Raw genomic sequence first — 12068 nt, forward strand, 5'->3', positions numbered from 1 at the left:
TTTTATTGGGCGGTAGCCCTTGTTGGTGCATTGACTGCCTAAGCTCGGTCGCGCTCCAGCAGCGGCTTGAGGAAGTAACCGGTGTGCGATTGCGGCATTTCGGCGACTTCTTCCGGCGTACCGACCGCGATGATCTGGCCGCCTTTTGAGCCGCCTTCCGGGCCGAGGTCGATCAGCCAATCGGCGGTCTTGATCACGTCCAGGTTGTGCTCGATCACCACTACGGTGTTGCCGTGATCACGCAGGCGGTGCAGCACATCGAGCAGTTGCTGGATATCGGCGAAGTGCAGGCCGGTGGTCGGCTCATCGAGGATATACAGGGTCTTGCCAGTGTCGCGCTTGCTAAGCTCGCGGGAGAGCTTCACTCGTTGCGCTTCGCCGCCGGACAGGGTGGTCGCGCTCTGGCCCAGCTTGATATAGGACAGGCCGACATCCATTAGCGTTTGCAGTTTGCGCGCCAGGGCAGGCACGGCATCGAAGAACAGCCGTGCTTCCTCAATGGTCATGTCCAGCACTTCGGTGATGTTCTTGCCCTTGTACTTCACTTCCAGGGTTTCGCGGTTGTAGCGCTTGCTCTTGCACACATCGCAGGGCACGTAGATGTCCGGCAGAAAGTGCATCTCTACCTTGATCAGTCCGTCGCCCTGGCACGCTTCGCAGCGCCCGCCCTTGACGTTGAAGCTGAAGCGACCCGGCCCGTAGCCGCGTGAGCGCGATTCCGGTACGCCGGCGAACAGTTCGCGGATCGGTGTGAACAAACCGGTGTAGGTTGCCGGGTTGGAGCGCGGTGTACGGCCGATCGGGCTCTGGTCGATATCCACCACCTTGTCCAGGTGTTGCAAGCCGTCGATGCTGTCGTGGGCGGCAGCTTCCAGGGTGGTCGCGCCGTTCAGCGCGGTGGCGCTGAGCGGGAACAGGGTGTTGTTGATCAGCGTCGACTTGCCCGAGCCGGACACGCCGGTAACGCAAGTAAGCAGGCCGATCGGGATATCCAGGTCGACATTGCGCAGGTTGTTGCCGCGGGCGCCTTTAATCTTCAGGGCAAGTTTCTTGTTGCGCGGCGTACGCTTGGCCGGGACCGCGATCTTCACCCGACCGGAGAGGTATTTGCCGGTCAGCGAGTCGGGATGGGCCATGACTTCGGCTGCCGTGCCCTGGGCAACAATCTGCCCGCCGTGCACACCTGCGCCCGGGCCGATATCCACCACGTAGTCGGCCATGCGGATGGCGTCTTCATCGTGCTCGACCACGATCACCGTATTGCCGATGTCGCGCAGATGGCGCAGCGTGCCAAGCAGGCGCTCGTTGTCGCGCTGGTGCAGGCCGATGCTCGGTTCGTCGAGGATATACATTACCCCGACCAGGCCCGCACCGATCTGGCTGGCCAGGCGAATACGCTGGGCTTCACCGCCCGAGAGCGTGTCGGCGCTGCGATCCAGTGTGAGGTAGTCGAGGCCGACGTTGACCAGAAACTGCAGACGCTCGCGGATCTCCTTGAGGATCTTCTCGGCGATCTCGCCGCGGCGGCCGGTTAACGCCAGGCTGGCGAAATACTCGGTGGCGTCGCCAATCGGCATGCCGGTCACCGCTGGCAGCGTTCTCTCACCGACCCACACGTGGCGGGCCTCGCGGCGCAGGCGGGTGCCGCGGCAGTCCTGGCAGGCCTGGGTGCTGAGGAACTTGGCCAGCTCCTCGCGCACGCTGGTGGACTCGGTCTCGCGGTAGCGTCGCTCCAGGTTAGGCACGATGCCTTCGAAGGGGTGCGAACGCTTGACGATATCGCCTCGGTCATTCAGGTATTTGAAGTCGACGTTCTGGGAACCGCTGCCAAACAGGATGCACTTCTGGTGTTCGGCGCTGAGGTCGTCGAACGGTTTCTCCAGACTGAAGCCGTAATGCGCAGCCAGCGAGCCGAGCATCTGGAAGTAGTAAACATTGCGCCTGTCCCAGCCGCGGATCGCGCCCTCGGCCAGGGTCAGTTCACCGTTGACCAGGCGCTTGGTGTCGAAGAACTGCTTCACCCCCAGGCCATCGCAGGTCGGGCAGGCGCCGGCAGGGTTGTTGAAGGAAAACAGCTTGGGCTCCAGCTCGCTGATCGAGTGACCGCATACAGGGCAGGCGAAGCGGGCGGAGAAGATGATTTCCTCGCCGGCTTCATCATCCATCGGAGCAATCAGCGCCAGGCCGTCGGCCAGCTTCAGGGCGGTTTCGAAGGATTCGGCCAGACGCTGCTGCAGATCGCCGCGCGCCTTGAAGCGGTCAACCACAGCATCGATGCTGTGCTTCTTCTGCTTGTCCAGTTTCGGCAGTTCGTCCAGCTCATACAGCTTGCCGTTGACCCTCACGCGGACGAAGCCCTGGGCGCGCAGTTCATCGAACACCATCAGGTGTTCGCCTTTGCGCTCGCGGATGATCGGTGCGAGCAGCATCAGCTTGCTGCCCTCGGGCAGGGCCAGCACCTGGTCAACCATCTGGCTGACGGTCTGCGCCTCCAGCGGCAGGTCGTGATCCGGGCAGCGCGGAATACCGGCGCGTGCGTAAAGCAGGCGCAGGTAGTCGTAGATTTCGGTGATGGTGCCCACGGTGGAACGGGGGTTGTGCGAGGTGGATTTCTGCTCGATGGATATGGCTGGCGACAGCCCTTCGATGGTGTCGACGTCGGGCTTTTCCATCATCGAGAGGAACTGCCGGGCGTAAGCCGACAGCGATTCCACGTAACGGCGTTGACCTTCGGCATACAGCGTATCGAAGGCCAGCGACGATTTGCCCGAGCCGGACAAGCCGGTGATCACGATCAATTTGTCGCGCGGCAGGGTGAGGTCGATATTTTTCAGGTTATGGGTACGTGCCCCACGGATCAGAATCTTGTCCACAAACGACGGCCTCGCATGGCGGGCGGAAAACCAGTGAGTATACGGCCCCGCGCGGCGGCGCGGCAAAGCGTCACTGCTGTGCCATCGCGAGAGGGGCTGCTAGAATCGCCGCCTATTTGCACAGGGCGTTTTCCATGCACGATCCGCACAGCGAGCGCATGAATGGCAGTGAAACCCGCGCGGCCGGTGGGCTGGCGCTGGTGTTCGCCTTCCGCATGCTCGGTATGTTCATGGTGCTGCCGGTGTTGGCAACCTATGGCATGGATCTGACGGGAAGCACGCCTGCGCTGATAGGCCTGGCGATTGGTGCCTACGGTTTGACCCAGGCGCTGCTGCAAATTCCCTTTGGCATGCTGTCCGACCGCATCGGCCGACGGCCGGTTATTTATGCGGGTTTGCTGATCTTCGCGGCGGGTAGCTTGCTCGCGGCAAACGCCGACTCGATCTGGGGTGTGATCGCTGGCCGTGTACTGCAGGGCGCCGGGGCGATTTCCGCGGCGGTGATGGCGCTGCTCTCGGACCTCACCCGCGAGCAGCACCGCACCAAGGCGATGGCCATGATCGGCATGAGCATCGGTTTGTCGTTTGCCGTGGCCATGGTTGTTGGCCCTCTGCTGACCAGGGCGTTCGGTCTGTCGGGGTTATTTATGGCCACCGCGGCAATGGCGTTGCTGGGCATTGTTATCGTTGCGGGATTGGTGCCCAGTTCGAACGCTCCGCTGCAGCACCGCGAATCGGGCGTGGCGCGCCAGGCGTTGTTACCCACGCTGAAGCATCGGGATCTGTTGCGCCTGGATTTCGGTATTTTCGCGTTGCACGCGATCCTGATGGCGAGCTTTATCGCCCTGCCGTTGGCATTGGTGGAGCGGGGCGGCTTGCCGAAAGAAGAGCACTGGTGGGTCTATTTGGCAGCATTGCTGGTGGGCTTCTTCGCGATGGTGCCGTTCATCATCTACGGCGAGAAAAAGCGCCGGATGAAGCATGTGCTGCTCGGCTCCGTAAGCGTGTTGTTGCTCTGCGAACTGTACTTCTGGCTGTTCGGCAGCGACCTGCGCGCACTGGTGCTGGGGACCGTGGTGTTTTTCACCGCTTTCAACCTGCTGGAAGCCTCGCTGCCGTCGCTGATCAGCAAGGTTGCCCCTGCGGGTGGCAAGGGCACGGCGATGGGCGTCTATTCCACCAGCCAGTTTCTCGGCGCGGCACTGGGCGGTATTTTCGGCGGCTGGCTGTATCAGCATTTTGGCCTAGCCGGGGTCTTTCAGGGGAGCGCCGCCATCAGTCTTCTCTGGCTGGGCTTTGCTGTTACTATGCGCGAACCGCCTTATGTCACCAGCCTGCGCCTGCCGCTTTCAGCGGTGGCGTTGCAAGAAGTGGGTTTGGCCAAGCGTTTACAGGCTGTGCCCGGAGTGGCGGATGCCGTGGTGGTGGTTGATGAAGCCGCCATCTATATCAAAGTGGACACTCAACAATTGGACCGCACGTCCCTGGAGCGCCTCATCGAGTCGGCGCCCGTGGCGTGCTGAAAGCCTAGGAGAACGATATGGCCCGTGGGGTTAACAAAGTCATTCTGGTCGGTACCTGCGGACAGGACCCGGAAACCCGCTACCTGCCTAGCGGCAACGCGGTGACCAACCTGAGCCTCGCCACCAGCGAGCAGTGGACCGACAAGCAGACTGGCCAGAAGGTCGAGAAAACCGAGTGGCACCGTGTCTCGCTGTTCGGCAAAGTCGCCGAAATCGCGGGTGAATACCTGCGCAAGGGCTCGCAGGTTTATATCGAAGGCAAGCTGCAAACCCGCGAGTGGGAAAAAGACGGCATCAAGCGTTACACCACTGAAATCATCGTCGACATGCAGGGCACCATGCAGCTGCTGGGCGGCCGTCCAGACAATGCCGGCGGTGATTCCGCACCGCGCCAGCAACGCCCGGCCCCGCAACGCGAGCCCCAGCAGCAGGCGCCACGTCAGGCTCCGCAGCAAGCGGCTCAGCCTGCCCCGGATTACGACAGCTTCGACGACGATATCCCGTTCTGATCAACTGAGTCGGCGCTTTATCATGCGAATGCGGTTGATGCTGCTGGGCGGCGGAAATGCTCTGGGTCAGGCGTTGATCCGCCTCGGTGCCGAAGAGGACATCAGCTTTGTCGCACCGAGACCACCCGAGTCAGGCTGGGACCCCGCCAGCCTGACCCAGTTGCTTGATGACACCCGCCCCGACGCCTTGATCAATCTGGCCTACTACTTCGACTGGTTTCAGGCCGAAGCGATCGACCCGAGCCGCATTGAAGAGCAGGAGCGTACGGTCGAGCGCCTCGCTGAGCTTTGCCAGCATCATGATATTCGCCTTCTGCAGCCTTCGAGTTATCGGGTATTCGATGGCTCGCGTGTCATGGCGTACAGCGAGAAAGAGGAGCCTGCACCGCTGGGCGTGCGTGGGCAGGCATTGTTGCGGTTGGAGCAATGCGTGCGCACGACTTGCCCAAGGCATGTGCTGATTCGCTTTGGCTGGTTGCTGGATGACAGCCCCGAAGGTCTGCTCGGTCGCTTTCTGCAGCGGGCTGAGTGCGAAGAGACTTTGCTGCTGGCGGACGACCGGCGCGGCAATCCAACGCCTGTCGATGATGCGGCCCGCGTCATTCTCGCGGTCTTAAAGCAGCTCGATTGCCAGACTCCGCTATGGGGCACCTACCATTACGGTGGTCATGAGGCGACCACGGCCCTGGCGCTCGGCCAGGCCGTACTGAGCGAATCGCGCAGTTTCCGCAGCAACCTGGTTGAAGAAATAACCGCTCAGGCGCATGCCATTCGGCCAGACGTTCTGGATGAGCCGCAGCACGCGGTACTCGCCTGCAAGAAAATCCTGCACACCTTCGGTATCAAACCACGCGCATGGCGCTCAGGTTTGCCGAGCCTTTTGGATCGTTATTACCGTCATGGCTGAAATTCTTGTAACGGGCGGCGCCGGCTTCATTGGCTCGCATCTGGTCGATGCGTTGTTGGCTCAAGGCCATGGCGTCTGCGTGCTGGACAACCTGTCGATGGGCAAACAGGCCAACCTGGCGCTGGACAATCCCCGTCTTCGCTTTATCCAGGGCGACGTTGCCGATGCAGCTGTGGTTGCACAGGCCATGGCCGGCTGCAGCGCTGTCGCGCATTTTGCTGCGGTGGCGTCGGTACAGGCGTCGGTGGATGACCCGGTCGCCACTCATCAGAGCAATTTCGTCGGTACCCTCAATGTGTGCGAAGCCATGCGCGCGCATGGCATCAAACGTGTGCTGTATGCGTCCAGCGCCGCGGTTTATGGCAGCAACGGCCAGGGCCAGGCAGTTGATGAGAACACTCCTAAGGCACCGCTCACACCCTACGCTGCAGACAAACTCGCCGGCGAACAGTACTTGGACTTTTACCGTCGGCAGCATGGTCTGGAACCGGCGATTTTTCGCTTCTTCAATATTTTCGGCCCGCGGCAAGATCCTTCATCGCCCTATTCCGGAGTGATCAGCATCTTTACCCAGCGGGCCCAGCAAGGGCTGCCGATCACGGTGTTTGGTGACGGTGAACAGACTCGCGATTTCTTCTATATCGATGATTTGGTGAGAATTCTCCTGCAAGCGCTGCAGGCGCCTCAGGTCGCGATCGACGCAGTGAACGTGGGCTGGAATCGGTCCATCAGTCTGAACCAGCTGCTCGCCGAGATTGGCGCCTTATGCGGGGGCTTGCCTGTCGTGGATTACCGGCCAGCACGCGATGGCGATATCCGCCACTCCCAGGCGGCTAACGGGCGACTGCTGGATCGTTACCAGGTGCCGGTGCAAACGCCAATCGCCGTCGGCCTGAAACGCCTGCTTGGATTGGCGGACTGAACCGAGTTGAGCTGCCCCTCAGGCCAGCTCAACTCGCAGATTTAACGCTCCGGCTGGCTCACTCCAGCCTTCTAAATCCTAACGGATTCACTGCTGCGCTAAACGAGCGCGGCAGCGCCTGGCTGCGTCTGATGCATATCGCATAGGAACGAATCATGGGACTGAGTCGCCAAGGCCATGCGTCCATTGCCTTCAATACGATTGCAGATGATAATAGTTCTCTTTGCTAAAGAGGTCGGTTCACTGGCAGCCTACGCTGTTAGCCGCGTTCTCGATTTATTCAGGGTAGATCATCCCCTGGAAAGGTTATAATGTTTCATTTTCCGGTAATCTGTCGTTCAAGGATCAGTCCTCGCATGAATTCGTCACCTTTCCGTTTGCTGGGCGCTGCGCTGTTGCTCAGCAGTACGCCTTTGCTGGCCGCGCCCCTGGATGCCGCATTGGATGAGAGCCAGCGCTTGGCCGTCGAGGCCAAGGCCTCCCAGGCGCGTATCGAACAGCTCGACGACGCCAGTCGCGAGATGCTCACCGAGTACCGCAATGCCTTGCAGCAGACTGAAGCCCTGCAAGGTTATAACGAGCAATTGAAACAGTTGGTCGCCGCACAGCGTGAGGAACTGGCCGGGTATCAACAGCAGTTGGAAGGCATCGAGCGCACCCAGGAAGCGGTAACGCCACAGATGCGCCGCATGGTGGAAGTGCTGGGCGAGTTTATTGCTGCCGACCTGCCGTTTCTGCCGGACGAGCGCAGCGACCGTCTGGCTCAGCTGCAGGAGCTGCTGCCACGGGCGGACGTCAGCCTGGCGGAGAAATACCGCCGCATCCTCGAGGCCTATCAGATCGAAAGCGACTATGGGCGCACCCTTGAAGCCTGGCGTGGAGAGCTGCTGGGTGAGGACGGTTCGCGCAGCGTCGAGTTTCTTCGCCTTGGCCGCGTGATGCTTTATTACCAGACCCTCGACGGCCACGAGAGCGGTTGGTGGGATCCCAAGAGCCGCAGCTGGCAAGTACTGGAAGGCGACGCCCGACGTCCATTGCGCCAAGCGATCGGCATCGCCCGTCAGGAGCAGGCCCCGGCATTGCTCGACCTGCCAGTGAAAACCCTCGCCCAGGAGTCGCAGCAATGAACCGTGGTCTTTTTGCTATTGCCCTGGGCTTGTTGCCTGCGCTTGCGGGTGCCGCCGAACCCTTGAGCCCGGATCAACTGCTGCAACGCATTCGCAGCGAGCGCGCGGCTGAAGTCAGCGCCATGCAGAGCCGTGAGCAGGCCTTCATTGCCGAGCGCGGCGAGCGCGCACAACTGTTGGCCAGCGCGCGTGCCGCACTTAACGCCCAGACCGCCGAAGCCGAACGCCTGAAAGCCGAGTTCGACCGTCAGGAAGCCGAGTTGGCCGAGCAGGAAAAGCTGCTCGCCCAACGCTCGGGCCATCTTGGCGAGTTATTCGGCGTGGTCCGTCAGAGTGCTGGCGACGTCGCCGGTCAATGGCAGGACAGCCTGCTCAACGCACAGTATCCGCAGCGTATCGAGCAGCTCGAAGCACTGGCTGAAAGCCGCGCCTTGCCCTCGGCCGCCGATCTCGATGGGTACTGGATGCTGCTTCTTGAGGACCTGGCCGCCAGCGGCCGGGTCGAGCGGTTGCAACTTCCCGTCGTCGCCGCTGACGGCACCCGCAGCGAGCAACCGGTGCTGCGCGTTGGTACCTTCTCCGCTTATGGCGAGGATGCGTTTCTGCGCTACGACGCCGATGCCGGAGAGCTTCTTGCGCCAAAACGACAGCCTTCCGGCTCAGCCCAGATCGAAGATTATCTGCAGGCCGACGCTGCGCTCGCCAGTCTGCCGATCGACCCGAGCCGCGGCACCTTGCTAGCGCAGTTGCAGCGTCAACCGGAACTCTGGGATCGCCTGCAACAGGGTGGCCTGGTGGGCTGGGTAATCGTTGCCCTGGGGCTGTTCGGGCTGCTGCTGGCCGCATGGCGACTGCTGTTCCTCGGCCGGATCGCCGGGCGTGTCAGCCAGCAGATGCGTGACCTCAGCGTACCGCGTGACGACAACCCGCTGGGCCGGGTGATTGGTGTGCTCGGGCCTAAGCCGCAGCTCTCCGACCTGGAAACCCTTGAGCTGAAACTCGACGAGGCGATCCTGCAGGAAACGCCGCCCCTGGAACAGGGCCAGGGTCTGCTCAAGCTCCTGTGCGCGGTAGCACCGCTGCTCGGCCTGCTGGGAACGGTGACGGGCATGATCGTTACGTTCCAGGCCATCACCCAAGGCGGTGGAGGCGACTCGCGGATGATGGCCGATGGCATTTCCCAGGCGCTGGTGACCACCGTGCAAGGACTGGTCGTGGCGATTCCCCTGCTGTTTCTGCATACCCTGCTGGCCAGCCGCAGCAAAGGCCTGATTCAGCTGCTCGAGCAGCAAAGTGCCGGGCTGATCGCCTTGCACCTGTCCGGAGCGCCGCGCCGTGACTGATGGGCTGGCCCTGTGGCTGCGGCTGGTGGATGGCGCCCATGGTCTGCTCGACTTCATGGGGGCCGGCGGCGTGGCGATGTGGGCACTGGCCGTGCTTTGCGTGCTGTTCTGGACCCTGGTGTTCGAGCGCTTCTGGTACATGCGCCGGGTGTTCCCGGGGTGGGTAGCGGCCCATCGCCAGGCCTGGCAGCAATTGCCCCGCGACGATAGCGGCACCTGGCATCGCGCCGTGCGCAGCGCGTGGCTCGCCCAGGCCAGGCAACAACTGGCCGGGCCGCTGCGCATGAGCAAGACCCTGGTCGCCATGTACCCCTTGCTCGGCCTGCTCGGCACCGTGAGCGGCATGGTCGCGGTGTTCGACGTACTCGCCATCAGCGGCACCGGCAACCCGCGCGGCATGGCCGCCGGCGTCTGGCAGGCAACCCTGCCGACCATGGCCGGCATGGTGCTGGCGATAAGTGGATTGTTCAGCCTGGCGCGCCTCGAACGCGATGCGCGCCTGGCCCTTGAGCGGCTGGCCGATCAGCTGCGTCACGACTGAGATAACAACATGCGAATGCGCCGTCACCACCAGCAAGACGAAGACACCGGCATCGACCTGACGCCGATGCTCGACGTGGTCTTTATCATGCTGATCTTCTTTATCGTCACCAGCTCCTTTATCAAGGAAGCCGGCGTCGAAGTGCAGCGCCCCCAGGCGCAAACCGCCAGTCCGCAGGACAAGGGCAACATCCTGATCGCCATTACTGCCGACGGGCAGGTGTGGATGGACAAGAAAGTCGTCGACGTGCGCAGCGTGCGTGCCCATGTCGAGCGCATGCGCGTCGATCAGCCGGATGGCGCCGTGGTGGTGCAGGCTGACCAGGATGCGCGTACCGGTCTGGTGGTGCAGGTCATGGACCAGGCGCGTCTGGCCGGCGTGCAGGATGTCGCCCTGGCCGCGACTGCAGGGTCGCTTTGATGCGCGTGCCGCTGTCCTTTCTCGCCGCCTGCCTGATGGCCGTGGCGTTGTTCGGCCTGATGCTGTCGATGGTCGCACCGCCCAGCAGCAAGCCCTCGGAGGAACCGGTCACGGTCGCCAACTTCGTGCGTCTGGATGGCGAGTCGAGCGACGCCTCGACCCGTACCCGTCAGCAGGCACCGCAGCCGCCCCAGCCGCAAACCCCGCAGCCGCCAACACCGGTCACGCCGATGACCGCCGCACCCTCGGCGAATCTGCCAGCTCTGGATCTGCCTGTGCCAAGCCTGAACAGCGGGATCGCCGTCAACAGTGCGCCAACGCCAAGCCTGACCGGCCTCGCCGCGGGCGCCGCCGCGCCCAGCGTGCCAGCGGCCACGAGCGAATCCGCCGGGCAGCCGGGCGGACCGGAGAGCGAAGTGATACCGCTCAATGATGTAAGCCCGACTTACCCGGCCAACGCCTTGGCACGTGGCATCGAGGGGCACGTCAAACTCGCTTTCACCATCAACCGGGCGGGCGCGGTGGAAAACGTCCGGGTGATTGAGGCGAATCCGCAGAATGTATTCAATCGCGAAGCCCGCCGTGCAGCGGTGCGGTGGCGCTTTGCCCCGCGTACCGAAGACGGTTTGGCGGTCGCCCGTGAAGCAGTCAAAACCCTGTACTTTCGCTTAGAAGGAGGGCGCTGAAATGTACCGTCTATTACTGCTGCTGGCGTTGTGTGGCGCAGCGACGGCCTACGCTGCCGAACAGCAGGTCGAGCCGGCGGTGTTCCGCGCACTGGATGCTGCGCAGAACGCGCAACAGAAGGGCGATTACGCAGCCGCTCACCGTGCACTGGACGCCGCCAGCGGTAAGCCCGGCAGCCTGGAAGAGGTGCTGTTGTGGCGCAGCCGCGGTTACCTGGCCTGGGCTGAAGGGCAAAACGGCAACGCCATCGAGTTGCTCGACCGCGTGATCAAGAGCGGCAAGCTGGACGCCGAACTGCATGCCGCCGAAGCGCTGAATCTGGCTCGCCTGAACCTGACCGAGCAGCGCTACGCCCGGGTGGTGGAGCTGTTGGCGCCGGGGCAGGCAAGCGCCAGCGAAGACGTGCTGCAGATGCTGGTGCAGGCCTACCAGCGCCTCGGTCAGCCGGCCAAGGCCTTGCCGCTGGCCGAGCGCTACGTCCGCGCCAATCCGCAGGCTGCCGATAGCTGGTTGCAGTTTCTGGTGGCGGTGAACGCCGACCTGAAAAAGTACGCGGACGCCGAGCGTTGGCAGCGACAGTTGCTGGCGCGCCAGCCGAATCAGGTGCAGGGCTGGCGACAATTGGCGGCGCTGCAGCAATTGGGCGGCAGTCATGACAAAGCTTTGGCGACGCTGCGCGCGGCGTATCAGAAGGGTCTGCGCTTCAGCGAGGATGAGCTGGATAACCTGGTGCTGCTGGCGGGTGCAGCGGATCAGCCCTGGCAGGGTGCCAAGTTGCTCGCCGGCATGCTTGAGCAGGGGCTGTTGCCCCGCACGGCCGCGCGTGAGGAGCGTTTGGGGCTGCTCTGGTGGCAGGCGCGCGAACGTGGCGAGGCGGCGCAGATCTACCGCAAACTCGCCGCGCGCTCCGGCAGTGCCAAACACTGGCTGAGCCTGGCCCAGCTGGAGTTGGAACAGGCGCGCTGGCAGGCTGGCCTGGACGCCCTGGCAAATGCCGAGCGCGCCGGCGCCGAGCGCAGCAAGGTGCGGGCGTGGCGCAACTGGGCGGAAAGCGAACTGAGCTTCGAGCGGGAAAAGCGCGTCGCCAGCCGCAGCTGATCGCCGCGACCAGCGTAGGGTGCGCCGTGCGCACCAACTCAGACCTAAGGGGAAGCTGGTGCGCATGGCGCACCCTACGGGCTGAGCCTGGCCCGAGCGCGCTGACGCCGAGCGCAGA

General features: G+C 63.0%; 11 protein-coding genes. 10 read left to right on the top strand and 1 reads right to left on the bottom strand.

The features are described 5' to 3' along the window. Nucleotides 1–38: 38 nt before the first annotated feature. Nucleotides 39–2873, bottom strand: a complete 2835-nt coding sequence (uvrA, locus tag ACX0MV_RS18270; protein WP_458983925.1) for an excinuclease ABC subunit UvrA — start codon at nt 2871–2873, stop codon at nt 39–41. Between the two features lie 134 nt (nt 2874–3007). Between uvrA and ACX0MV_RS18275 the strand changes: the two genes are divergently transcribed. The 10 genes from ACX0MV_RS18275 (at nt 3008) to ACX0MV_RS18320 (ending at nt 11950) form a co-directional block, all read left to right on the top strand. After that, nucleotides 3008–4396 carry an MFS transporter gene (locus tag ACX0MV_RS18275; RefSeq protein ID WP_458983926.1) on the top strand — a complete coding sequence of 463 codons (1389 nt, stop codon included), beginning with the start codon at nt 3008–3010 and terminating at the stop codon, nt 4394–4396. Between the two features lie 17 nt (nt 4397–4413). Continuing rightward, nucleotides 4414–4905: a single-stranded DNA-binding protein gene (locus ACX0MV_RS18280; RefSeq protein ID WP_458983927.1), complete on the top strand. Its 492-nt coding sequence runs from the start codon at nt 4414–4416 to the stop codon at nt 4903–4905. Between the two features lie 22 nt (nt 4906–4927). Next, on the top strand, nt 4928–5812 hold the full coding sequence (locus ACX0MV_RS18285; RefSeq protein ID WP_458983928.1) for a sugar nucleotide-binding protein: 885 nt from the start codon (nt 4928–4930) through the stop codon (nt 5810–5812). Beyond that, nucleotides 5805–6734: an NAD-dependent epimerase/dehydratase family protein gene (locus ACX0MV_RS18290; protein WP_458983929.1), complete on the top strand. Its 930-nt coding sequence runs from the start codon at nt 5805–5807 to the stop codon at nt 6732–6734. The genes ACX0MV_RS18285 and ACX0MV_RS18290 overlap by 8 nt, the downstream gene beginning before the upstream one ends. A gap of 356 nt (nt 6735–7090) precedes the next feature. Further along, nucleotides 7091–7861, top strand: a complete 771-nt coding sequence (locus ACX0MV_RS18295) for a DUF3450 domain-containing protein (protein WP_458983930.1) — start codon at nt 7091–7093, stop codon at nt 7859–7861. Beyond that, nucleotides 7858–9204, top strand: a complete 1347-nt coding sequence (locus tag ACX0MV_RS18300; protein WP_458983931.1) for a MotA/TolQ/ExbB proton channel family protein — start codon at nt 7858–7860, stop codon at nt 9202–9204. The genes ACX0MV_RS18295 and ACX0MV_RS18300 overlap by 4 nt, the downstream gene beginning before the upstream one ends. Then, the gene (locus ACX0MV_RS18305; protein WP_458983932.1) at nt 9197–9745 is read left to right on the top strand and encodes a MotA/TolQ/ExbB proton channel family protein; all 549 of its coding nucleotides are present in this window, start codon (nt 9197–9199) and stop codon (nt 9743–9745) included. Before ACX0MV_RS18300 ends, ACX0MV_RS18305 begins: the two co-directional genes overlap by 8 nt. A 9-nt stretch (nt 9746–9754) precedes the next feature. Then, complete coding sequence (locus ACX0MV_RS18310; RefSeq protein ID WP_458983933.1) at nt 9755–10165, top strand: ExbD/TolR family protein; 411 nt, start codon at nt 9755–9757, stop codon at nt 10163–10165. Continuing rightward, nucleotides 10165–10851 carry an energy transducer TonB gene (locus tag ACX0MV_RS18315; protein WP_458983934.1) on the top strand — a complete coding sequence of 229 codons (687 nt, stop codon included), beginning with the start codon at nt 10165–10167 and terminating at the stop codon, nt 10849–10851. Before ACX0MV_RS18310 ends, ACX0MV_RS18315 begins: the two co-directional genes overlap by 1 nt. A gap of 1 nt (nt 10852) precedes the next feature. Next, the gene (locus ACX0MV_RS18320) at nt 10853–11950 is read left to right on the top strand and encodes a tetratricopeptide repeat protein (RefSeq protein ID WP_458983935.1); all 1098 of its coding nucleotides are present in this window, start codon (nt 10853–10855) and stop codon (nt 11948–11950) included. Nucleotides 11951–12068: the final 118 nt, after the last annotated feature.

The sequence above is a fragment of the Pseudomonas cistanchae genome (assembly GCF_054483635.1).